Genomic DNA, 22848 nt, shown 5'->3' on the forward strand with positions numbered 1-22848 from the left:
GGAGAGGATCCCGGCGGTGGTCACCACGTTCCCGTCGTCGACGAACCGCATCCCGCGCACCCACCGCACGGCCGGGTATTCGGCGGCCCAGGCGTCGACCTTCAGCCAGTGCGCGGTGGCCGGCCGCCCGTCGAGCAATCCGGCGGAGGCGAGCACCGCGCCGCCGTTGCAGACGCTGAGCAGCTTCGAACCGTGCGCTGCCTGGGCCCGCAGCCAGGTGGTGACCGGTTCGGTACCGGGCTCGCCGACGTCCGGGAACGCGGGGACGACGACGAGGTCCGGCGCGGATCCGCCGAGCCGGGCGGCGAGGCCGGCGAAGTCGAAGTCCGGCACCAGGTCGAGGCCGCCGGTCAGCGGCTCCGGCTCGCGGTGCGGCGCGACCGTGTAGACGTTGAACCGGCCGGTCGCGGCCAGGATCTCGTAGGGGGCGAGTGCGTCGGAGACCACGGCACCGCGGTCGCCGACGACGACCACCGCGGTCGGCTTGGCCGGGTCGTGGGGGACCGGCGCCGCGGCGGGGACGCGCCGCGGCGGGCCGGGGGCGTAGAGGGCGTCGATCGCGCCGAGCGCGGAGACGGTCGCGCCCACGGCGGGAACGGCCAGGACGGCGGCGATCGCGGCGAGGAGGAAGGCGAGGCGCTTCAGCATGATCAGTGCCAGTACTCGGCGCGGCGCCACACCATGGCGGCGAGCATCAGCGGGAACATGATCACGTGCCCGGCGACCATCAGCGTGGTGCCGGAGATCGCGCCCAGCCAGTGCGGCACGAGCAGCGCGGCGAACGGCAGGTACATCGCGGCGGCCATCTCGGCGATCCGCGGCCACGCGTGGCGGCGCAGCGCCATGGCGAGCACCATCGCGACGGTCATGTTCGTGGCCATCACGATCGCGCCGATGTCCGCGCGCTCGAGCCAGGCGGCCGGCCACAGCGGGCCGAGCGCCACCATGCCGATGAGCATGGCGACGACCATTTCGACGTAGTGGCCGGCGAACCGGGCCAGCTTGCGGGCGGGGGTCCGGGTGGTTTCGGTGGTGGTCATGGTTCCCTCCAGGGTTCGTTCCCGGACGAGAATCGCGCCTGGAGGCCGTGCTGCCAGGTGCCGGAAGTCATGACCGGGGGTCACGGTCTAAAGCAGGCCGAGATCCCTCGCGCGCAGCGCGGCCTGGGTCCGGTCACGGGCGCCGAGCTTGCCCAGCACGTTGGTGACGTGGTTCTTGACCGTGCCTTCGGCGAGGAACAGCGCCGCGGCGATCTCGCGGTTGCTGCGGCCGTCGGCGAGCAGCCGCAGCACGTCGAGTTCGCGCTCGGACAGCGGCACCACCAGCGGCTGGGGCCGGGGCTCCGGCGCGTCCGGCAGCTGCGCGAACCGCGCCAGGACTTTCGCCGCCACCGACGGCTGCAGCACCGACTCCCCGCGGGCCGCGGCCAGCACCGCCTCGACCAGCCGTGCCGACGAGACGTCCTTCAGCAGGTAGCCGACGGCGCCCGCGCGAAGGGCGGCGAAGACGTCTTCGTCGTCGTCGAAGGTGGTCAGCGCGATGACCCGGGTACCGGGGTGCTCGACGCGCAGCCGCCGGGTCGCGGCCACGCCGTCGAGGACCGGCATCCGCAGGTCCATCAGGACGACGTCCGGAGCCAGCGAAGCGGTTTCGCGCAGGGCATCGGCGCCGTTCCCGGCTTCGCCGACGACGTCGATGCCGTCGTGGGTGGCGAGCAGGGTGGCGAGGGCTTCGCGGAACAGGGCCTGGTCGTCGACGAGCAGGACGCGGACCGGCGTCATCCGGGGATCTCCATGGTCAGGGCGCTGCCGCGGCCGGGGGTCGAGGTGAACGCGAGCTCGCCGCCGAGGTGGGCGGCCCGTTCCCGGAGCCCGACCAGGCCGAAGCCGGTCGGCGCGCCGCCGTCGCTGCCGCGGCCGTCGTCGCGGACTTCGACCCGGACCGCCGCGGCGGCGTAGCCGAGGACGACGTCCACGGTCTCGGCGCCGGCGTGCTTGCGGACGTTCGTCAGGCCTTCCTGCACCGCCCGGTAGAGCGCTTCGCGTTGCTCCTCGGGGAGCGGACGTTCGGTGCCGGTCACGGTGAGCCGGGCCGTGAGACCGGTCGCCGACGTCTCTTCCGCGAGGGCTTTCAGCGCCTCCGGCAGCGGCGGGACCAGCCTTGGCTCGCGCAGCGCCCGCACCGAGCGGCGCACCTCGGCCAGCGCGGTTTCGGCCTGCTCCTGCGCTTTCGCCAGGACGTCGTCGGCCTTGCCGGGATCGGTCGGCAGCACCGCCCGCGCGGCCTTCACCTGCATCTGGACGACGGTGAGCGAATGGCCGAGCCCGTCGTGGATGTCGCGCGCGACGCGGTTGCGCTCCTGCGCCGTCGCGAGGCGCTCCGCCTGGGCGGCGTGGTCGCGGAGTTTCGCGTGCGCTTCGGCGAGTTCGCCGCGCGAGCGCTGTTCCCGCAGCAGCAGTTCGGTGATGATCGCGGCGAACAGCACCGACATGAGCGTGCCGATCCCTTCCCGCAGTCCTTCGCCCAGCGACATCCCGAGGTGCACGAGCGGCACCACGGCGATCACGAGCCCGATCACGGGCCGCGGCAGGCGCAGCAGGACGCACTGGCTGACCAGCACGACCAGGAACAGCGTCGTCCCGACGCCGGCGTCGATCGTGAAGAGCACGAAGGCCAGGGGCAGCTGGACGGCGACGTAGGCCGCGCCCCACGCGAGCCGCTCGCGGCGGCGCACCCAGCCGAAGACCGCCGTCGCGAGCACGGCGAAGACCGCGCCGAGCGCGAGCGCGAGCCGGGGTTCCCCGGAGCCGAGGACCCCGAGCACGATCGAGAGGAAGGCGCCGCAGGTCAGTACCCCGAGGGCCCGGTTCATGCGGTCACTGTGGGGGCTGCGGGCTTCCGCGGTCAACCACGAAAGCGCTCACACGGCCGTTCGACGTGCCGGCGCTTACGCTGGAAACCACGGCGAGGCCGATACGGGGGTTTGACATCGATGTCAGTGCTCTGGGGCGTGTCCTTCGACGCCACTCCGCTGTCCGGGGTCGTGGTCGAGTTCCTCAAGACGGCGCACCGCTTCGCCGCTCGCGGGCACCGCGTCCACCTGGACCTCGGGTACGACATCAAAGCCGACAAGGGCGCGTTCTTCCGGCCCTACCGCGACGAGGCCGAGCTGCTGCCGGACTGGGTCACGCTCGACCGCGTCGAGGGGCTCGAGCAGATCCGGGGCTACGACCGCGAGTTCGTCGAAGCGGTGCTCACCCGGATCGTCCAAGCCGGTGACGACACGCTCCGGCCCGAAGCCGACCGGATCGCGAGCGAGCTGGCGGACCGGATCGTGGCCACCTGGGAACGCCTCGGCGTGACCGTGGTGATGGTGGAGAACGGGACCCTGCCGGAAAACCTCGCCTACACCGAGGCGCTGTACTCCGCGATCGACCGCTACGGCGCCCGCCACCGGCTCGGCCGGTTCGTGTTCTGGCGCGACCACGACCTGATGTGGCAGAGCGAACCCGGGATCGCCAAGTACGGCACGTTCCCGTACCCCGGTGTCCCCGCGCCGCGGAACTCCCCGCACATCCACTACTTCGCCCTGCACGAGCAGGCGAAGGCGCGCACGCTGGAGTGGGTCCCGGAGCTGGCGAACATCGACGTCCTGCCCAACTCCTTCGCCATCGCCCCCGCGCGGATCGACGAGCGCAACGCGGCTTTCCGGCGTGACCACGGCATTCCCGACGGCGTCCCGCTGCTGGCCCGGATCACCCGGATCATCCCGCAGAAGCGCATCGACCGGGACCTCCACCTGCTGACCCTGCTGCCGGACGCGTGGCTGTTCGTCGCCGGCGACGTCGGCGAGACGCCCACCGAGCACGCCCGGCTCGTCGATCTCGCGAACCGGCTGGGGGTGCGTGAGCGCGTCGTGTTCGGCGGCTGGCTGACCCCGTACGACACCGCGGTCCCCGGCCGGTACTCCGTGCGCGACCTCCTCGCCCACACGACCGTCGTGTCCTTTCTGACCTCTTACGACTACGAGAGCTACGGCAACCCGGTCAGCGAGGCGATCGCCTCCGGGACGCCGTACATCACCAGCGGGTACGAGCTGTACGACGTCGTCTACGGCAGCTTCCGGGCGCCGGTGCTGGACATCCGGGCCCGCGACCTGCCGGACGCGGCGTTCGCGCGCGAAGTCGCCGAGCTGATCACCGACGAAGGGAAACGGGCCGAAGTGGTGCGGGTGAACTCGGAACTCGGGCAGGCGCGGTTCGGCGCGCGGGTCGTCGACGAGCTGGTGGACCGGCTGTACCCGCCGCCGATGGGCGCGGCGACGCGGCTGAGCGTCGTGCTGCCGGTGTACAACGAGGCCGCGAACCTCCCGGAGGTGCTGCGGACGCTGCACGACCAGCGCGACGGCGACGCACCCCTGGACAAGAGCCGGTACGAGGTCGTGCTCGTCGACAACAACTCGACGGACGACACCGTGGCCGTCGCGCACGCCTTCGCGGCCGCGCACCCGGACCTGGCCCTGCACGTCATCCACGAACCCGAACAGGGCGTTTCGTGCGCGCGGCGAGCCGGAATGGACTTCGCCGCCGCCCGCAGCCGGAACCGGCCCGACAGCGACCCGGGGGAGCGGTACTACCTCGTCTCCGCCGACGCGGACTGCCGGGTCGACCCGCACTGGCTGAGCGAGCTGTTCGCCGCGATGGAGTCGAGCAAGGCCGCCATCGGCGTCTGCGACTACTACTACAACGCCGGGCACTTCACCGGGCGGCCGCGGCTGTGGGACGCGATCCAGCGGACCCTGCGGTGCCGCGCCGTCACGTTCGCGCTCTTCGGCGGCTTCCCCGACGGCAAGGGCTTCGCCGTCGAGCGCGACGCCTACGAGCGCGCCGGCGGCATCGAGATCTTCTACCAGCTGCAGGACGGCGAGTTCGTCAACCACCTCTCCGACGACTGGGACTTCGGGATCAAGGTCGCCAGCGGCGGCGACGCCATCACCTACGCGCCGCGCTCGCGCGTCGAGATCAACCCGCGCCGCGTCGACCACGCCATCGACGAGGTCATCGCCGGCCGGGCCTACGGCTCGGACGGCATCATCGTCATGCGCGACATCCGCCCGTCGGCGCCGCCGGTGCCCACCGACCTCACCGAAGCCGAGGCCAAGCAGGCCTGGGAGTTCTCGATCAAGGACTTCACGCCGAAGAACACCATCCTGCCGGTGCTGCTGACGCCCGCGCTGCTGGAGGACGACGCCGTCATCGCGTTCTTCGGCCACGACCTGGCCGCGCGGCTGGCCCGGCGGATCAGCGAAATCCGGCACGAGATGCGGGTCGTGGACTTCACGCCGATCCACGCCTACAAGACGCCGTCGTACCGGCTGTACTTCGAGTTCGCCGACGAGCTGTTCGCCTGCCTGCGGCGGCACGTCGGCGAGGACATCGGGTACCCGCCGCCACTGCCGCCGTGCCTGGCGGCGGTGCCGGCCGCGCGGTTCGCGGAATTCGTCCGCTACTACTGCGAGGACCGCGAGTCGGGCGAAGCCCACAACTACTTCGGCAACGGAGGGGTGTTCTGATGACCCTGGGCTACGAAGAAGCGGTCGGCTCGCTGCACGCGATCGACCCCGCGTGGCCGCGTCCCGGCGTGCTCGACGTGCTCGAAGCGCCCGAGAACCGGCACCTGCTCGACTTCGTGCAGGAAGACCCGTTCGGGGCGCACGTGTTCCCCGGCAACGAGCCCGGCTCGCCGCCGGAGTTCCTGCGCGACCTGGACGCGCAGCTGGCGTCCTCCGGGCCGATCCACCTGTGGTCCTACATCCCCACCTGCGCCTACCGCTGCCGGTTCTGCCAGTACCCGGTGGTGCTGGTCAAGGGCAAGATCGAGAAGGCGGCGCACTGGGTCGACCTCAACATCGCCGAGGCGCGGCTGTGGCTCGACGCCGTGCCGAACCTGGCGGGTGCCGAAGTGGGGGAGTTCAACGTCTTCGGTGGCACGCCGTCGCTGCTGCCGGAGCCGGAGATCCGGCGCCTGCTGGAGTTCTACCGCTCGCACTTCGGGTTCACCGACCGCACGACGATCCGCTTCGAAGGCGACCCCAGCACGTTCACCCCGGCCAAGCTCGAGCTGCTGCGGGAGCTGGGCTGCACGAAGCTCTCCAGCGGGGTCCAGTCGTTCGACGACCACGTGCTGGCGCTGTGCGGGCGCGAGCACACCGCGCAGATGTGCGTCGACTTCGTCCGGAACGCCACCGCGGCGGGCTTCGAGTGGGTCAGCATCGACCTCATGTACGGCCTGCTCGACCAGACTCTCGACAGCGTCCGCCGCGACCTGGACGTCGTGCTGGACAACGAAGTCACCGCGGTGGTGTGCACGAAGCTGCACCTGGCGTCCTACAGCGACACCCGCACCGGCGTCACCGGGGAGAAGCCGGCCGCGTGGCAGCTGCCGTCCTACCGGGACAAGCTGGTGCGCGACGGGCACCGCTGGCCGACGCTCGGCGAGCAGTACCAGATGCGGGAGCTGCTCACCGACGGCCTGCGCGCGGCCGGGTACACCGAGCACCCGACGATGTACTTCGCCCGCGACGGCCTCGGGCCGGAGAAGTGGAAGTCCATCATGGTCGACCAGGACAAGCAGGAGGCCGAAGTCGCGATCGGGCTGGGCGGCAGCTCGAGCTGCCGCGCGTCCGAGGCGATCACCGACGTGAACTCCCGCCGCTACGCCGAAGCCGTGCTCGCCGGCCGGATCCCGCTGGGGTCGGCGACGCGGTTCACCCCCGAGGCGCAGGAGGCCCGGGCCGTCAAGATGGCGCTCACGACGTTGCGGCCGGTGCGGGATTCCGTGCACACCGCGCGGTTCCCGGGGCGGTCGCTGTTCGCGGAACCGTGGCTGGGCAAGTTCCGTTCGCTGGCTTCGCGGGGCCTCGTCCGGTTGCGGCCGGGCGTCGTCGAACTGACCCCGGCCGGGGAAGTGCTCGTCGAGGCGATCATCACCACCGAACTCTGAAGATCACTGCATCGGGTGACACAAGCCTCGCGGGGACCGAGCCCGGCAGGCAGCATGGGTTGCGGATCTGCCCGTACCGAGATCGGAGCCCGGATGAACCGAACCGTGACGGGACAGCGGCTGGCGGGAGCGGCCGCGCTGGCGGTGCTCGCGGCGGTGGTGGTCGCGACACCCGCCCGAGCCGACTACTCCCTGGCCGACACGAACTACGCGGGCACGCAGATCGCCCGCCACGAAGGCGTCCGGGGCACCCCGCGGACCGACCCGCCCGGGCAGACCCTCGGGCACGACGTCAGCGGGCACCAGGGCCCGGTCGACTGGGCCGCCGCGGCCGCCGCCGGGGCGAAGTTCACCTACGTCAAGGCGACCGAGGGCACCGGGTTCGTCAACCCGCAGTTCGGGCAGCAGTACGACGGCGCGCACGCGGCGGGCATCATCCGCGGCGCCTACCACTTCGCCCGCCCGGACGTCTCGGGCGGCGCCCAGCAGGCGGAGTACTTCATCGCCAACGGCGGCGCCTGGCGCGCGGACGGCACCACGCTGCCCGGCGCGCTCGACATCGAGTACAACCCGTACGGCGACGTCTGCTACGGCAAGAACCCGGCCGACCTGACGGCGTGGATCGCGGACTTCACCCGCACGTACCTGGCGAAGGTCAAGCGCAGCGCGTTGATCTACACGAGCACGGCCTGGTGGAAGCAGTGCACCGGCAACACGGCCCGGTTCGGGAACACCGATCCGCTGTGGCTGGCGCGGTACGGCCCGGACGTCGGCGAGTTGCCGGCGGGGTGGGAGAAGCAGAGCATCTGGCAGTTCGCCCGTGGCGGCAGCCTGCCGGGGGACCAGAACTACTACAACGGCCCGATCGGCCGGGTGCAGGCGCTGGCCAAGGGTTAGCGCCCGCGCCGGCGCAGGTCGGGCCACGGCGGCCGGTGCACCATGGCGATCCCGGTGAGGGTGGCGGCGACCAGCCCGATGCCGATGCCCAGCAGGGCGACGCGCGTGGCGTCGACGGCCGGTTCCCACCTGGCCTGGCCGTCGCGGACCGCGAACACGCCGACCGGCCGGTGGACCGGGATCACCGTCGTCCCGTCCGGGGTTTCGTACGGATCGCCGAAGGTGCGGGGTTCGGTCATGCCGCCATCGAACCGGAGACCGCCGCCGCTGACAAGATCGGACAAAACCTTGTCCCTTCCGTGACCGGCTGCCTACGATCGGCGGGAGCTGTCCACCGCTCGTCCATTGTGGACTCGGGAGGCGTCGTGCGCAGGATCGCCGTTCTCGCTGCGGTTTCCGTGGCCGTGGCCGCCGTCGTCTCCGCTCCGGGGGCCGCCGGGGCCGCGCGGACGTGGTTCACGTCGTGGGCGCAGTCGCAGGACGGGCGGGCGGACACGGCGGTCACCGGCCAGTCGCTGCGGATGATCACCCACCTCAGCCAGGGTGGCGACGCGGTGCGCGTCCGGTTCCAGAACACCTTCGGCACCGGGCCGCTGACCATCGGGCACGCCACCGCCGGGCCGAGCGCGGGCGGCGCCGCCGTCACCGGGGTCCGCGACCTGACCTTCTTCGGGCGGCACGCCGTCACGATCCCGGCGGGCGGTGAGGTCTGGAGCGACGAGACGAGGCTCGTGACGCGCCCGGACTCCGACCTCGCGGTCAGCATGGCGGTCGAGGGGAGCGCCGTGCCCGGCCGCCACGGCGCGGCGCTGCGCGACAACTACCTCACGCCGCCGGGCTCGGGCGACCACGCCGGCGATGCTTCGGGCGGCGCCTTCACGGCCACGGTGGGCGCCACGTACGTCGTCAGCGCCGTCGACGTGCACAACGCGGCTCTGCGGGGCGTCGTCGTCCCGTTCGGCAGCTCGGTCGTCGACGGCATCGGCAGCACCAACTGCGGTCCCGGCTGCACCGAGCTCGGCACGAACCGCCGGTGGACCGACGACCTGGCGCGGCGGATCGTCGCTTCGTCCGCGCAGCTCGCCGTCGCCAACGCCGGCGTCTCGGGCACGACGAGCGCCCGGTCGTGCCCGGGGATGCCGCCGTCGGTCGCGGGCCTGGACGCGGCGAGCCGCCTGGACCGGGACGTGCTGGCGCTGCACGGCGTCACGGCCGTCATCTACTACTACGGCACCAACGACCTCGCGTACGGCTGCGACGCGGCGACGATCCTCGACAGCTACCGCGCGGTGTTCGCGCGGCTGCGGGCGGCCGGAATTCCGGTGTACGTCACGCCGAGCACGCCGAGGCCGGGGTACAGCGACCAGGCGAACCTCGCCCGGCACGAGATCGCGTTGTTCGTCGAGCGCTGGAACACCTGCGGCGGCACGTGTTCCGGCGTCGTCGACTTCGACACGGTGCTGGCGGATCCGCTGAAGCCGAACAGCATCCTGCCCGCCTACGACAACGGCGACGGCATCCACGCGAACGCCGCCGGCCAGCAGGCCTTGGCCGATTTCGTCTCGGTGCCGATGCTCACCCGATCCGGGCCGGTCGGCCACACGATGGGGTGAGCCGGCGAGTCGGAACAGCGGGACTGTGCGTGCCGGTCAGCAGAGTACCTCCGGTGATGAACGAGTCGATGGACGACGCCGGGTGCTGCCTGCTGTCGGTGGCCTGGAACGTCGCCCCGCTGGCCGAAGGACCGCCCGGCTCCCGCCGCGGCGACCTGCGGCGCACGGTCGAGGCGGTGTGCCGCACCGCCGGCCACGGCGCCCGTGACTGGGCCGCGCGGCACGGGGCGGGCACCGAAGCGCAGTACCGGCCGTTCCTGCAGCTCGCCGACGTCGCCTACGAGATCGCGACGCTCCTGCTGCTGGTGGAGGACTTCCTGGTGCCGGACCTGGAGCGGGAACACCGCCGCTGGGCGGAGATCGAGGAGCTGACCGGCCGGCTGACCGAGCTGTCCGAGTGGACGGCGGCCTTCCTCTTGTCAGGCGCACCCTTACGGCTGTAAGGTCACGCCTGACAAAGGAGGTCTTTCGATGAGTACTGCGGTGTTCGCGCGCTGCTCGTTCTGTTCGAAGCCCAACACGGAAGTGGACACCCTGGTCGCCGGCCCGGGCGTGTTCATCTGCGACGGGTGTGTGCAGCTGTGCGTGTCGGTGATCGAAGGCAAGCCGGCGGACGTGCCCCTCATCGCGCCGTGGGAGCACGACCTGCCGCTGGAGCAGGTGCTTTCGAACCTGCGCCCGGTCTCGGTGGCGAGCACCCAGGTCCAGGACAACCTGGCGGCCTGGGTGGGCAAGGCACGCGCCCTGGGCGGAACGTGGACCCAGATCGGCGAGGCGCTGGGCATGACCCGCCAGTCGGCGTGGGAGCGGTTCGCCCAGACCGCGGCCCGCTGAGCAGCGGTCTCGCTCAGTCGCCGGTCCCGCCGTCGACGCCTTGAGGTCGACGGCGGAAGGACTCGATCAGTTCCCGGGTGGGGGAGCCCAGGCCGGTGACCGTGTTGTAGCCGGGGGCGTGGACGAGGTTCGAGTCCGCGTATTGCCCCGGCGTGATCAGGTCGACGAACCCGTGCTTCACGACCGCGAACGCCACCGTATCCGGCGTCCCGGCGGGGTTGTCGGCGATGGCGTGGTAGGCCGACCGGGGGCGGGCGTAGAGGGCCGGGTTCGCGAAGCCGAGGAAACCGTGTGCCTGGACCAAGAGGGCCTCGACCCCGGCGAAGGCCGGTGAGGACAGGCTCGTGCCGCCCCCGTTGCCCACCTTGTAGGACAGGCTGCCGTCGAGGTTGTAGTCGGTTTCCCCGACGAGCAGGCACAAGTCGGGGTCCGCCAGGGCGGCGACGTCGGGCACCGTGCGCATCGCCGGTGCTCCGGCGAACGACGCGAGTACGACGCCGCGCTGGTAGAACGGCTGCGGGAACACGGTGCTGGTCCCGCCGCCGGAGGCCTTGCCCTGATAGCCGGGCAGCTCCGCTTCCCACGAGCTGCCGTCGCCGGACAGCGGCACTTCGTCGGTGGCCCAGCCGATTTCCCACCGGTACGAGTTGCCGGGCCCGATCGCCAGCGTGGTGCCGCCGACCGCGGTCACCCACGGGCTGGACGCCGGGTACTCGACGGTCCGGATGCCGTCGTCGGTGCCGCCACCGCCGGAGCGGGCCCGGGAACCCACCACGAAGGCGATGTTCGCCTCCGGGGCGATCGCGTGGGCGGCCTGGACGTCCATGGCGAACTCGCCGCTGGCTTCCTCGGGCCGGACGTCGGCCGGGACGTAGGCGGTGAACTGGCCGGGGGCGAACGGCGGCTCGCCGTGCTCGGTCGCGAAGCGGTCGGCGTCGGGCAGGGCGTTGATCTCGTTGCCGATGCTGACGATCCCGATCCTCACGCCCTTGCCGGTGAGGCCGGTCCCGGTGATCCCGTAGGCGTCGCGCACCTGCCGCGGCGTGTACCCGCACGGCGCCCATTGCGCGGGGTGCCCGTAGGCGGGCGGGAGGTCGGTGGCCGGGGTGTCGCCGTAGCGGGCCGGGCAGGGGCTGGTGGGCGCCCCTCCCGAGGTGGCGCGAGAGGCCGTCCGGGACCCGGTCCCGGGCGGCGGACCGGAGGGGCGGGAGCCCGTCACGGCGGTGAGGCCGGTGACGGTCAGGACGTCCCGCCCCACCGCCGCGGGCACCGTGACCGGATCCACCGCCGCCCGGAACGGGGTGCCGTAAAGGGTGTAGTTGTCGAAGCGGGTGCCGAACGCCTCGGCCGCCTGCGCGACCGTGCCCTGGGCGACGACGGCCTGGGAGCCGGCGCTGACGATCGACAGGCCGGTGCCGCGCAGCCACTCGCTGACCGCGTCGATGCGGTGCTGCGCCGGCCCGAAGCGGGCGCGGGTCTGCTCGGGGGTCAGGTAGTGGCCGTAGCGGCGATCACGCGGGTCCGACACCGTGCGGGCGTAGGCGGCCAAGCTGCGGGAGTCACCCGCGAGGAACACCTGGGCGGTGACCCGGGGCCGCCGGATCGGCCGGCCCGGTGTCGGTCCCGTCGTGGACCACGTGGGTGGACCGGGTGCCCTCGAGCCCGCGGACCGGTACTCGTGACGGTGTGCCCGCGAACGCCGGCGCGGCGGGCATGATCACGGTCGCGATCACCACGCTGACCAGCAAGCTCGTGCGCTGTCGTCGGCTCCGCACCGGCTGTCCTTCCCTGGGGGTCTTCGGGACGGTCAGCACGCGACCCGCTTACCGTCCGCGATCTGGACGCGGAGGACGCCGAGCCCCCGGGAAATGTGGCTGCGGACGGTTCCCACCGCGCACCCGAGCACCTCGGCGATCTCCCTGTCGTCGAGGTCTTCGTAGAAGCGCAGGACGATCGCGGCCCGCTGCGCCCGCGAGAGGCCGGTCAGCAGCCGGGCGAGCCGGTCGGCGTCGGCGATCCGGTCCGCGTGGTCAGGAACGGCCGCTTCGCCGAACTTCGTGACGTCCGGCACGGTCTGCACCGAGCGCTGGTACCAGCGGCGTCGCCACGAGAGGTAGCCGTTGACCACCATCTTCCGCAGGTACAGATCCGGCCGGTCGGCCGCGGCCACCCGGCGCCACAGCTGGTGCGCGCGCACCAGCGCGTCCTGCACCACGTCCTGCGCCAGCTCGCGGTCGCCGGTCAGAACGGCCGCGAACCGCACCAGGTCGGGCAGCTGAGCACGCGCGAACTCTTCGAAGTGCACATCAAGTCAGATGCCGAGACCCCGGCACATTGTTGCACTCCTGCCGGAAATTCCCGGCGAGCCGGGTAGCGCTTCCGGAAACTCGGACGCCGGCGCAACAGATTGGCGAGCAGCCGCATCTTAAGTGTGTGCGGTTCGAAGGGGTCTCCCCGGGGAGCCACGGCCCGGGGCTGAGCTGAATGGGGGTCGTCCGATGATGTCCGAACCAGGCGCCAGTTCCCGGAGAGCGGTGTTGAAGTACCTCGGCGCGGGCGGTGGCGTGGTGGCCGCGAGCGCCGCGCTGGCCGCGTGCACCGGTGTCCAGCAGGCCCAGAACGGCGGGCGTTCCGGGCCGTTCCCGGGCAATCCGGGGTGGCGGTTCGTGTTCGTCAACCACGTCACCACCAACTCCTTCTTCGTCCCGACCCGGTCCGGGCTCGCCGACGCGGCGGCGTTGCTCGGCGTGCCCGAGCCGCAGTGGACCGGCTCGGAAAACGGCAATGTCGCCCAGATGGCGAGCGCGATGGAAACCGCGATCAACAGCAAGGTCGACGGCATCGCCATCGCGCTGACCGACGACCACGCCTTCGTCGACCTCACCAAACGCGCGCTGGGCCAGGGCATCCCGGTGATCGCCTACAACGCCGGTGCGGCCGGCAACTACCCGCTCGCCTACGTCGGGCAAGACCTGTACCTGTCCGGATTCCGGATGGGACAGCGCATCGCGCAGAAGATCACCTCCGGGGACATCCTGGTCGGCATTTCCCAGCCGGGCGGCAACAACGTCCAGCCGCGGCTGGACGGCATCACCGACGCGCTGAAGCAGGCCGCGCCCGGCGTCCGCGTCCAGTCGGTGAACACCGGGGCCGAGCAGGCCGGCGAGCTGAACGCGATGACCGCCGCGTACACCGGGAACGCCGGCGCGAAGGGGATCTACGCGGTCGACGCCGGCAGCACCGCCGCGTGCGCGAAGCTGATCGCCGACCGCGGCCTGTCGGGCCGGGTCGGTGCCGGCGGATTCGACTTGCTCGACGACACGGTCGCCGGGGTCAAGGGCGGCGCGCTCGACTTCACCATCGACCAGTCCCCGTACCTTCAAGGGTTCTTGTCCGTGCTCTACCTCTACCTGTTCCGGCTGTCCGGCACACTGGTCGCGCCGCCGGCCACCGACACCGGCCTCACGTTCGTCACCAAGGAGAACGTCGGCCCGTACGCGACGGCCCACAGCCGGTTCGAGGGCGGCGACAACAAGGACGTCATCGGGATGCCGGGCGCGATCCCGCTGCCGCCGGCGTCGGTGCCGGGCCGGTAGCGGGGGAACGTCGATGAGACCGTTGCTGCTGGGCGTGATGCGGGTCAAGGAACTCAGCATCCTGCTGGTCACGATCGCCGCCGGAAGCTACTTCACGGTGACCAGTGACGCGTTCAATTCCCTGGACAACTACCAGACGATCGCCCAGTACGTCGCCCCGTGGGCGATCATCGCCGCGGGGCAGGTGATGCTGCTGATCTGCGGCGAAATCGACCTCTCCGCCGGGTTCGTGTTCACCCTCGCCCCGTTCATGCTGATGCAGTTCTTCGTCAACGGCTGGCCGCTGTGGCTGGCACTGCCCGGCGCGATCGTGGTGAGCACCCTGGTCGGATTGGTGAACGGACTGATCAGGACCCTGCTCGACATCCCGTCGTTCATCACCACCCTGGGGACGGCGTTCCTGTTGCAGGGCTTGGTCCTGATCATCTCCAACGCCCGCCCGGTCGGTGCGCCGAAGGACAGCTGGGTGGTCGCCGCCTTCGGGGGGACGCGCTGGACGGAGTTCCTGTGGGCGGCCGGGGTGGTCGTCGTGATGCAGGTGGTGCTCTCGGCGACCCGGTTCGGCATCCACACCCAAGCCACCGGCGGCAACCCGGTCGGCGCCGCGGAGTCCGGTATCGCGGTGAACCGCGTGAAGGTGGTCAACTTCGCGATCACCAGCACCCTGGCGGGGCTCGCCGGCATCCTGCAGGGCACCCGGGTCGGCTCGTACGACCCGACCAACGGCGGGTTCACCACGATGTTCTTCGCGGTCGCGTCGGCCGTGATCGGCGGCACGGCGCTGCTCGGCGGATCCGGCACGGTGGTCGGCGCGTTCCTCGGCGCGCTGCTGCTCGGCATCGTGTTCGACGGGTTCAACCTGACCGGGGTCAGCGCGAACGCGTTCAACCTGGTCCTCGGTGCCGCCATCCTGGTCGCGATGGTGCTCAACGTGACGCTGATCGTGGTGCGCAAGCGCGCCGGATCCCGGGAGCTGACATGACCGCCGACGTCATCCGGGTCGAGGGCGTCAGCAAGCAGTTCGGCCCGGTGACCGCGCTCGCCGACATCACCCTGCACGTGCGGCGCGGCGAGGTCCTCGGGCTCATCGGGGACAACGGCGCCGGGAAGTCGACGCTGATCAAGATCCTCACCGGCTACCACCAGCCCGACGGCGGCCGCATCCTGTTCGAAGGCGAGCCGGCCACGCTGAGGTCCGTGGTGCACGCGAGGTCACTGGGCATCGAAACGGTGTTCCAGGACCTGGCGATGGTCGACGACCTGCCCGTCTACCTGAACCTGCACCTGAACCGCGAACTGACCCACCACCCGCTCCCGTTCCTGCGACGCCGCGAAATGAAGCACCGCGCCCGCGAGGCCCTCGACTCGATCGGCATCAGGATCCCGTCGGTGACCGCCGAAGTGGGCATGCTGTCCGGAGGCCAGCGCCAGGCGATCGCGGTGGCCCGCTCGGTGTATTCGAAGGCGAAGCTGCTGCTGCTCGACGAGCCACTCGCCGCGATGGGCGCGAAGGAAAGCGCGGTGATCCTGCGTTTGCTGCAGGAGCTGAAACGCCGCGGCGACATCGCGATCATCCTCATCGCCCACAACTACGGCCAGGTGATCGACGTCTGCGACCGGGTGAACCTGCTGCAGCACGGCAAGATCACCTTCGACCGCCCGGCCGCGGAGACGTCGGTGGCCGAGCTCCTCGACCTGGTGAACGCGGAATACCGCCTCGACGGACAGTCCTAGTGCCAGCCGAGCTCGGCCAGCTGGTTCGCGGCTTTGCCCGGCACCCAGAAGCTCACCTTGTCCAACCGGCCCGACTCGGTCCGGAACTTGAAGCCGTAGCTGAACGGGCCACGCACCCGCCGCAGGCCGATGACCTCGGCGCGGGCGATCCGGATCGGCATCAGGATCTGGACGCGCAGCTCGATCTGGTCTCGGCTGACCAGCAGGCTGGCGAACGGCCACGTCGCGCCCATGCCGTTCACCCGGGCCCCGCCCCGCAGGACGAGGTCGTAGTCCTCGTCCCGCAGCGCGACGATCCGGCGTGCGTACTCCGGCGCCGGAGGCGGTACCTGGCCGAGCCCTCCGGTCTTCTCCCGCCACCGGGTCCCGACGAACACCGTCGTCACCAGGAGTGCGCAGATCGCCAGCAGGACGATCCCCATTTCCGCACGAGGGCTCATCGGCGTTTCTCCCGCATCACCGGCGAAGTATCTCAGCCGGACGGATTCGCCGGCCAGTTTCAGACCGTCGGGAATTGAACGACGTGCCCGAGAAGCTGCTGAACACCACCTCGGCGCCGTGCTCCTGAGTCACCGTGACGGCGCCGGCCTCGAGGCTCGGATGTGCTGCGCGGCGACGTAATCATGGTCTAACTTGCCGCCGTGGACCACCGGACCGCGTGAGTGTGGCCGTCCGCTGTGGTGGCGTAGCCCGCTGCCTGTCCGTTGTCGCTGACAGCAGTGGCGTTGGCGTCCTTGCCGTCCGCAAGCGGGGCCAGTGGCGAGACCGTGCCGTCGGTGTCCCACCGCGCGGCGTGCCCGGTGTTGCCCGAGGTGAACGACCTGCCGACCATCACCCCGGAGGCCGCGATGCCTGACGCCCAGCTGGTGGCATCCCCTGGCAACGGGTTCAGCAGGGTGATGGCTCCGGCGCTGTCCCAGCGCGCGACGCGAGAGGTGTCCGTCGTCTCGTAGCCGGCGACCACGCCGTCGTCGTTGATCGCGGTGGCGATGCTGGTCGACGAGCCGGACCCGATGCCCAGCGTGGCGATGGTGCCGCCCGGGGCCCACTGCACGGCCCTGGTGCCGGGGCAGCAACCGTAGGAGTAACCGACGATCGCGCCGGTGTCGTTGATCGAGTTCGCCTGACTGCTGTGCTGGCCGGGAAGGGTACCGAGGTTGTCGATGGTGCCGTCGACGTTCCACCGCACCGCGTGCCGGACGCCGTCCGGCTGCTGGGAGTAGCCGACGACGACGCCGGCGGAGTTGATCCCGCGTGCCTCGCTGGCGATGTCACCGGGCAGCGTGCCCAGGTCGTCGATCGTGCCGTCGAGGTTCCAGCGCACGGCGTGGGTGTGGAAGTTGTACTCCGCATCCCGCATGCTGCCACTGCCGGCGATGACACCGGCGTCGTTGATGGCCTGCGCCGTGCTGCTCACTCCGGTGGGCAGCATCCCGAGATCATTGACGGTGCCGTCCGGGTTCCAGCGTGCAGCGTGGTTGCCGAGGCCGACCGAGGACTCGCCGACGACGGTTCCACTCGAGTTGATCGCGAAGGCGAAGCTGTAGCTGCCGCCCGGCAGGACGCCGAGATCGGTGATCTGCGTGGTGGCCGTGGCCGGCGCTGGAAGGACGACAGTGCCCGCCAGTAACGTGACGAGGCTGCCGGCCGCCAGGATGCCGACGCGCGAAAGTACTCGTGGACGTGCCATGGACGATCCCCCCAGACGTGACGCGTGCCGCTTGCCCGCACACGGTTTCGTTGCACACCAAGTCAAACGTTAACCAGCCGCAGGGGCAATCCGTCATTCGCCGTAACGCGATTTGGCCCTCGTCGGTGACCTTGCGCCGGCGGCCTGACCGTTCAGCCGCCGCCGGCAGGTGGCACCGGACGCGCCGAACAGTGCGGTGGGCAGGTGGTTCCAGCCGATGCCGGCCTGCTGGGCGAGTGCTACCTCAAGCGGTAGGCACGGATGATGGTCTGGGCGACCGTGTTCCCCTTCCGGTCCGCCGCCGTTGCCTTGAACGACACGAACGCGCCCTGAGCCGGGTGCCACAGCTGGGCGAGCCAATGGTCGCCGGTGCGCAGGAGCGGTGCCGGCAGCCATGTCTTCCCGTCGTCGTAGGACACCTGCGCCGCCGGCTCCGTCAGCGCGGCCTGCTGGTCGGTGTGCTCGAGGTACACCGGTACCAGGAAGCCGGTGCCGGCCGGGGCCTGGTTCCGGTCGTCCAGCGCGGGCGCGAACCGCACGGCCATCAGCGGCAGCGGTTCGGCTCCGGCTCCCGTGACGTGCCCGGACCGGAAGGTCCAGTCGGCGCTGACCGTGGTGGACAGATCCGCCGGACCGTTGCGGACGGACTCGGTGTGCAACCGGTAGGCGGCTTCTTCCGGCGGCAGCGTGAATTCGCTGCGGCCGGCCCACGGGTACCCGGCGAGCTGCCGGCCGTCACGGTAGAGCGCGGTGGTGCCCGACTCCGCGTTCGCCGCCTGGCCGTAGTGGCCTTCGCCCCGGTCGCTCAGCAACCACAGGTCGAAGTCCGCCGTGTCGCCCAGCCGGCTCGCCCATTTCGCGGGATCACCCGGGTACCGCGGGAACGACGGCCCGAAGACCCCCGAGTTCCACCGTTCGACCACGGACCGACCACGCCGGTACGTCTTCGGCACGCTCTGGGCGGAGGTCTGGTACTCGTGGCCCGTGGACTGGTCGAAGTAGCTCTCCCACGGCGTGTCCGGGCTGTAGTACTCCTGGAGCGTGAAGGGAAGGGCGGCCGTCACCATCGAGTCTCGGGTGCCCGTTTGACCGGGACCGGTGCTCGAGTGCTCCGACCGGACGGAAGCCAGGTCACGATCGGCGAAGCGCCGCACCAGCCCGGTGGGCACCTTGCCCTGCTCGGACCACCGGAGGTGGTAGAGGTACGGGCTGTTGCCGAAGCCGCCTTGCCCGTCGGGCCGGGCGAGGAGCGCTTCCGCGGTGTAGGTGAAGCCCTTCGCCGTCGTCGTCGAGGGACGTACCCACGTCCGGCCGAACGCGCCGGAGTTCCGGGCCCACGTCGTGCCGGTCGGGATCGCGCGTTCGAAGGTCAAGGTCGACTCCCCGTCCGCGGCATCGGGGCGATCGACGACCATCCCGGCGGGTTCGGCCGTTCGCGCGTCGAAGGTCAGCTCCCCGTCCGCCTGCACGGTGATCTCGGGTTCGGGGAAGTGCGCGGCGATCAGTTCGCCGGCGGCGTTCCGTCCGAAGACGTCGGTCAGGAGGAAGTAGCGGCCTCGTGGCAGGCGGACCACCGCCGAGGAGACACCCCCGAGGTTTCCGGGGTAGCCCTTGGGGCGATCGAGGTCGACGAACCAGTAGTTGTTGCTCCGGGCCGCGGGATTGCCCTGCCAGTCGACGAAGGTCAGCTTGACGTCGTAGCTCTCCGCCTCACGCTGGACCCCGACCGGCGTCCGCACCGTGCTGCCGGCACCGACGGCGACGAGGACCCCGCCATAGGTCCCGTCCGGGCTGTCGACTCCGGTGTCGGCGGCGAACGTGGCCGCGGCCTCTCCGCCGGCGGGCACCGTCAGCCGGCCGGGGGAGACGGTGAACATCCCGTCCGGAGCCCGCTTGCCCGTGCTGTCGCGGACATCGGTGCCCAAGTCCAGGGTGACCGGCACGGACCCGCTGTTCCGGTAGGTGACGGTGGCGGTCAGCGGCCGATCGTCGGTGTGCGGCCACCGCGCCACCCCGAGGGAAAGACTGGCCGGGGCGGCCTGCACCGGCTGGCCGACTGCCCGGGCGACGTCGACCCGGCCCGCGCCCTGCTGGTAGACCGACAGGCCGTCACGGGGCTTCGCGCTGTTCATCAATCCCGACTTCAACCGGGCGGCGGGCCAGTCCGGGTGCTCGCCCGCGAGCAGCGCGGCCGCGCCGGCCACGTGGGGAACCGCCATCGACGTGCCGGACAGCGAGACGTACTTCTCCGCCGCCGGCGTGCCGATCCGCCCGTTCGCCGCGCGGGCGGCGACGATGGCGACTCCGGGTGCGGTCAGATCGGGCTTGATCGCTCCATCACCCGGCCGCGGGCCGCGGCTCGAAAAATCGGCCAGCTCGTCCTCGCGGTCCACCGCCCCGACGGTCAGGGCCGCGTCGGCGATTCCGGGGCTGGTGAGGGCCCCGTTCGGGCCCTTGTTCCCGGCGGCGACGACGAACAACGCGCCCGACTGCGCCGTCAGGCGGTTCACCGCGGCCGAGAGCAGATCGCCGCCCTTGCCGCCGCCGGCCGGCCCGCCGAGGCTCATGGTGACGATCTTGGCGCCGGCCGCGGCCGCCCACTCCATCCCGGCGATGATCTCGGATTCGGTGCCGTCACCGCTGTCGTCGAGCACCTTGCCCACCAGCAGCCGGGTATCGGGCGCGACCCCCTGGTACGCACCGCCGGACGCGGCGCCACTGCCGGTGACGATCGACGCGACGTGCGTGCCGTGCCCGTACCTGTCGTCGGTGCCGCCGGGGCTGCCGGTGAAGTCGCGGGCGTCGGCGACCGCGTCCGCCAGATCCGGGTGGGTGGCGTCGATCCCGCTGTCGAGCACCGCCACCGTCGTCCCGGCGCCGGTGTACCCGGCTCGCCACGCCTGCGGAGCGCCGATCTGGGGCACGCTGTGGTCGAGATCGGCCCGCACCGGGCCGTCGAGGGAGACGCGCCGGACGTCGGAGGGCCGCGTACGCACCTCCGCCCAGACCGCCGAAACGGACTTCTTGTCCGCCCGCACCGCCGTCGCGTCGACACTGGGCAGCCGGCGGGCGCCGGTAGTCGCGGCGAGGGGCCGGGCGAGCCCGGCCCGGTCACCGCTGTGGGTGACGATCAGCGGCAGGTCTTTCCTGGCGCTGTCGTCGTAGCCGTTGCCGACGAGCAGCGAGATGTCGAACAGCCGGCTGTCGAGCTGTCCCGCGTCGATCAGCTCCCGGGCGTCGTCCGGCACGACGGTGACGTCGCCGCGCTCGTCGAGCCGTTGCCGGAAGCCGATGTTCTCGCGGCCGGGAGCACGGCGCACCCGGACCTGGTCACGCCCGGTGAGCGTCACCTGATCACCGGTGACGAGGGTGACCGTGCGGCCGGCGGGTTGCGGCCCGGCTTCGGCGGCGGCGATCGCCGCCGCGGGCGAGACCAGGGTGGACAGTGTCAGCGCCACCGTCATGGCGGCGAACCGGAATCGTCCCGTCGTCACGAGGTCGCCCCCACCGCGTCGACCACGAGCTGGTCGTTGGTGGACCAGCCGAGCACGGTGCCGGCCGGCACCCCGGCGCGGCCGGCCGCGCCCGTCCTGGTGCCCAGAACCCGGGAGCTCACCGGGTCGAGGATGATTTCCGTGCGGACGCCCTCGTCGGTGCGTCCGACGGCCACCCCGCCGCGGCCGGCGAAATCGATCTGCCCGGGCGTCCGCTCGATGCCGGGCAACAGGGAGATGGCCTGGTACAGCGCCGTGCGCACGCCGGGGGGCAGCAGCGCGTCCGCCCTGGCCGCGAAGGACACGGCGGTCTTGTACGTGAGGTAGTCGTCGCTGTGCTTCGGGTTCGAGCCCGCCGCCGCGCGGAACACGTCGAGCAGCCGCCGGGGGTCGGTGGGCAGGCTCGCCACCCAGGACAACGTCGGGTTGCCCACGCCCGGTTCGGTGGCAGCGGGCGGTTCTGCGCGCTTCGGATCGCCGTGGGCATCCGGATCCGGGAACACGAGCGTGTGCGGGGTGGGCAGGGCCCGGCCCCGCTCGGCGAGCTTCCGCGCATCCTGGTCGGTCAACGGACGGGCGTCGATGTCGGTCGTCGTCTTGCGGCGCACCGTCCGCAGGCCGTCCGCGGCCAGCCACAGCTCGGACTCGGACGCGGACCGCACCCGGGCCACGTCCTCGTCCCCGTACTCGGTGAATTGCCCGTCCGGGCCCCGGTTGAGGACGATTTCGTTGACGATCTGCCCGCGGTCGTGCGAGTACACGAACTGATCGGCGCGGATCGACAGCGGCCGGAGCCCTGAGGTGTGCGCGGCGAGGACCACCAGGGTGTCCCGCGCCGACGTCTCCGCCCCGACGAGCGGTGCGGGAGCAGCCGGGCTGACGGCGCCCGGCGGGGTCGTGTGTCCCGCGGGCAGCAGCGCGACCGCGGTGATCCCGGCCCCGGCGACCACGGTGACCACGGCGGCGGCCAGCGCGAGGCCACTGTGGCGGGGCGTCCGCCGCGTGACCCGGGAGTGCAGCTCGCCGAAGGCGCGGGCACGCATCCGGGCCAGGCTTTCGGCGGACAGTTCGGGAGCCGGGAAAGCGGAACGAAGCAGTTCGAGGTCGCGGCTGTCGCCGGGGGCTTGCTGCTGGGTCATCGGATCGTCTCTCCGGGAGCCTGGGGACGGGCGTGGTCGGGCAGGGCGGCCTGCAAGCGTTTCCTCGCGCGGTGCAGGGTCGAGCGCACCGTGCCGACCGGTACGGAGAGCGCGGTCGCGATCTCCTCGTAGCCGAGGTCCGCCAACGCGTAGAGCAGCAGCACGTCCCGTTGCCTGCGGGGCATCTCGGCGAGGATCCCGGTGATCAGCCGCGCGTAACCGCCGGCGTGGATCCGGTTGATCGCCTGTTGCGCGGGGTCGTCGGAACTGACGTCGGTGCCGCCCGCCCGGGCCATCGTCCGGTACCGCGTCGACTCCTGCCGGTGGCGGCGCCGGACCACGTTGGTCGCGATGCCGTACAGCCACGGCAGTGCCCCGGAGTGGCTGGGGTCGTAGCGGTCACGCTGCCGGAAGGCCAGGCAGAACGTCTCGGAGACCAGGTCTTCGGCGACCTCCGGTCCGACTCTGGCGGCACAGTACCGATGCAGCGGGCGGGCGTGCCGGTCGAACAGCACGCCGAAGGTCTCGGCATCGCCGGCGATCAGCTCGGCATCGGTGACGTCCGCGACGGGACCGGCCGGCGGCAACCGGTCGTTCCCCCTTGCGGACCGCAATGGTGTCATGCCTCCTTTTTGCCGTCCCGGCCGGTTTCAGTTCCACCTCATCGAGGACCCGGCTTGGCCGTGGTGGCTCCGGCCAGGTGTGCGCGCACGGAGGGTGCTATGGCAACAGCGCCTTGAGCGCTCTGTTCGCCGTACTCGACGAATTTTCGGCTGCCACTCGCCTGGCGTATCGGCGCAACCGCGCCAAGTCGAGAGTCGTCCTGGCGTACTGGCGTGCACCACTGTT

22 protein-coding genes are annotated in these 22848 nt (G+C 71.5%); 9 read left to right on the top strand and 13 right to left on the bottom strand.

All coding sequences use genetic code 11. The annotated features are described in order from the left end of the window. The 4 genes from ACFVYA_RS38720 to ACFVYA_RS38735 all read right to left on the bottom strand — a co-directional run. A partial coding sequence (locus tag ACFVYA_RS38720; RefSeq protein ID WP_387052126.1) for a DJ-1/PfpI family protein occupies nucleotides 1–648 on the bottom strand: 648 nt, incomplete at its 3' end. A gap of 2 nt (nucleotides 649–650) precedes the next feature. Continuing rightward, nucleotides 651–1040, bottom strand: coding sequence for a hypothetical protein (locus ACFVYA_RS38725; RefSeq protein WP_387052127.1), 390 nt, complete (start codon nucleotides 1038–1040; stop codon nucleotides 651–653). 87 nt (nucleotides 1041–1127) lie between these two features. After that, a complete protein-coding gene (locus ACFVYA_RS38730; protein WP_387052128.1) occupies nucleotides 1128–1781 on the bottom strand; it encodes a response regulator in 654 nt (217 codons plus the stop codon). Next, nucleotides 1778–2872 (bottom strand): sensor histidine kinase, encoded by a 1095-nt coding sequence (locus tag ACFVYA_RS38735; protein WP_387052129.1) that lies wholly within the window; start codon nucleotides 2870–2872, stop codon nucleotides 1778–1780. Before ACFVYA_RS38735 ends, ACFVYA_RS38730 begins: the two co-directional genes overlap by 4 nt. Nucleotides 2873–2992: 120 nt before the next feature. Between ACFVYA_RS38735 and ACFVYA_RS38740 the strand changes: the two genes are divergently transcribed. From ACFVYA_RS38740 to ACFVYA_RS38750, 3 genes are all read left to right on the top strand, one after another. Then, nucleotides 2993–5572, top strand: coding sequence for a glycosyltransferase (locus ACFVYA_RS38740; RefSeq protein WP_387052130.1), 2580 nt, complete (start codon nucleotides 2993–2995; stop codon nucleotides 5570–5572). After that, complete coding sequence (locus ACFVYA_RS38745) at nucleotides 5572–7002, top strand: radical SAM protein (protein WP_387052131.1); 1431 nt, start codon at nucleotides 5572–5574, stop codon at nucleotides 7000–7002. The genes ACFVYA_RS38740 and ACFVYA_RS38745 overlap by 1 nt, the downstream gene beginning before the upstream one ends. Nucleotides 7003–7095: 93 nt before the next feature. Then, nucleotides 7096–7899 (top strand): GH25 family lysozyme, encoded by an 804-nt coding sequence (locus ACFVYA_RS38750; protein WP_285992254.1) that lies wholly within the window; start codon nucleotides 7096–7098, stop codon nucleotides 7897–7899. Here ACFVYA_RS38750 and ACFVYA_RS38755 read toward each other — a convergent pair. Continuing rightward, on the bottom strand, nucleotides 7896–8138 hold the full coding sequence (locus tag ACFVYA_RS38755; protein WP_285992253.1) for a hypothetical protein: 243 nt from the start codon (nucleotides 8136–8138) through the stop codon (nucleotides 7896–7898). The genes ACFVYA_RS38750 and ACFVYA_RS38755 overlap by 4 nt on opposite strands. 126 nt (nucleotides 8139–8264) lie before the next feature. Between ACFVYA_RS38755 and ACFVYA_RS38760 the strand changes: the two genes are divergently transcribed. From ACFVYA_RS38760 to ACFVYA_RS38770, 3 genes are read left to right on the top strand one after another with little or no spacing between them, the layout of a single operon-like run. After that, the gene (locus ACFVYA_RS38760) at nucleotides 8265–9512 is read left to right on the top strand and encodes a GDSL-type esterase/lipase family protein (protein WP_387052132.1); all 1248 of its coding nucleotides are present in this window, start codon (nucleotides 8265–8267) and stop codon (nucleotides 9510–9512) included. A gap of 56 nt (nucleotides 9513–9568) precedes the next feature. Beyond that, nucleotides 9569–9955 carry a hypothetical protein gene (locus tag ACFVYA_RS38765; protein ID WP_364593873.1) on the top strand — a complete coding sequence of 129 codons (387 nt, stop codon included), beginning with the start codon at nucleotides 9569–9571 and terminating at the stop codon, nucleotides 9953–9955. Nucleotides 9956–9983: 28 nt separating this feature from the next. After that, entirely contained in the window at nucleotides 9984–10346 is a 363-nt protein-coding gene (locus tag ACFVYA_RS38770; protein ID WP_387052133.1) for a ClpX C4-type zinc finger protein, read from the top strand. A 13-nt stretch (nucleotides 10347–10359) separates the two neighbouring features. On the opposite strand, the gene ACFVYA_RS38775 is transcribed toward ACFVYA_RS38770, so the two are convergent. Genes ACFVYA_RS38775 through ACFVYA_RS38785 form a run of 3 tightly spaced genes read right to left on the bottom strand, consistent with a single transcriptional unit; the run spans nucleotide 10360 to nucleotide 12651 of the window. Continuing rightward, on the bottom strand, nucleotides 10360–11895 hold the full coding sequence (locus ACFVYA_RS38775) for a protease pro-enzyme activation domain-containing protein (RefSeq protein WP_387052134.1): 1536 nt from the start codon (nucleotides 11893–11895) through the stop codon (nucleotides 10360–10362). 10 nt (nucleotides 11896–11905) lie between these two features. Further along, nucleotides 11906–12121 carry a hypothetical protein gene (locus ACFVYA_RS38780; RefSeq protein ID WP_387052135.1) on the bottom strand — a complete coding sequence of 72 codons (216 nt, stop codon included), beginning with the start codon at nucleotides 12119–12121 and terminating at the stop codon, nucleotides 11906–11908. 32 nt (nucleotides 12122–12153) lie between these two features. Beyond that, nucleotides 12154–12651 (bottom strand): SigE family RNA polymerase sigma factor, encoded by a 498-nt coding sequence (locus ACFVYA_RS38785; protein ID WP_387052136.1) that lies wholly within the window; start codon nucleotides 12649–12651, stop codon nucleotides 12154–12156. 229 nt (nucleotides 12652–12880) lie between these two features. Here ACFVYA_RS38785 and ACFVYA_RS38790 point away from each other — a divergent pair, with 229 nt between their 5' ends. From ACFVYA_RS38790 to ACFVYA_RS38800, 3 genes are read left to right on the top strand one after another with little or no spacing between them, the layout of a single operon-like run. Next, nucleotides 12881–13942 carry a sugar ABC transporter substrate-binding protein gene (locus ACFVYA_RS38790; RefSeq protein WP_387052137.1) on the top strand — a complete coding sequence of 354 codons (1062 nt, stop codon included), beginning with the start codon at nucleotides 12881–12883 and terminating at the stop codon, nucleotides 13940–13942. A gap of 13 nt (nucleotides 13943–13955) precedes the next feature. After that, nucleotides 13956–14924: an ABC transporter permease gene (locus tag ACFVYA_RS38795; RefSeq protein ID WP_387052138.1), complete on the top strand. Its 969-nt coding sequence runs from the start codon at nucleotides 13956–13958 to the stop codon at nucleotides 14922–14924. Further along, a complete protein-coding gene (locus ACFVYA_RS38800) occupies nucleotides 14921–15676 on the top strand; it encodes an ATP-binding cassette domain-containing protein (protein ID WP_387052139.1) in 756 nt (251 codons plus the stop codon). Before ACFVYA_RS38795 ends, ACFVYA_RS38800 begins: the two co-directional genes overlap by 4 nt. On the opposite strand, the gene ACFVYA_RS38805 is transcribed toward ACFVYA_RS38800, so the two are convergent. The 5 genes from ACFVYA_RS38805 to ACFVYA_RS38825 form a co-directional block, all read right to left on the bottom strand. Then, nucleotides 15673–16116 (bottom strand): hypothetical protein, encoded by a 444-nt coding sequence (locus ACFVYA_RS38805; RefSeq protein ID WP_387052140.1) that lies wholly within the window; start codon nucleotides 16114–16116, stop codon nucleotides 15673–15675. The two genes, ACFVYA_RS38800 and ACFVYA_RS38805, sit on opposite strands and share 4 nt — an antisense overlap. 188 nt (nucleotides 16117–16304) lie before the next feature. Then, entirely contained in the window at nucleotides 16305–17366 is a 1062-nt protein-coding gene (locus tag ACFVYA_RS38810; RefSeq protein WP_387052141.1) for a hypothetical protein, read from the bottom strand. A 239-nt stretch (nucleotides 17367–17605) separates the two neighbouring features. After that, nucleotides 17606–20860, bottom strand: coding sequence for a S8 family serine peptidase (locus ACFVYA_RS38815; RefSeq protein ID WP_387052142.1), 3255 nt, complete (start codon nucleotides 20858–20860; stop codon nucleotides 17606–17608). After that, nucleotides 20857–21999 (bottom strand): CU044_5270 family protein, encoded by a 1143-nt coding sequence (locus tag ACFVYA_RS38820; protein WP_387052143.1) that lies wholly within the window; start codon nucleotides 21997–21999, stop codon nucleotides 20857–20859. Before ACFVYA_RS38820 ends, ACFVYA_RS38815 begins: the two co-directional genes overlap by 4 nt. After that, nucleotides 21996–22622, bottom strand: coding sequence for an RNA polymerase sigma factor (locus ACFVYA_RS38825; protein ID WP_285992240.1), 627 nt, complete (start codon nucleotides 22620–22622; stop codon nucleotides 21996–21998). Before ACFVYA_RS38825 ends, ACFVYA_RS38820 begins: the two co-directional genes overlap by 4 nt. Between the last annotated feature and the right edge of the window lie 226 nt (nucleotides 22623–22848).

This window comes from Amycolatopsis sp. NPDC058278, assembly GCF_042881395.1.
Classification (GTDB): domain Bacteria; phylum Actinomycetota; class Actinomycetes; order Mycobacteriales; family Pseudonocardiaceae; genus Amycolatopsis.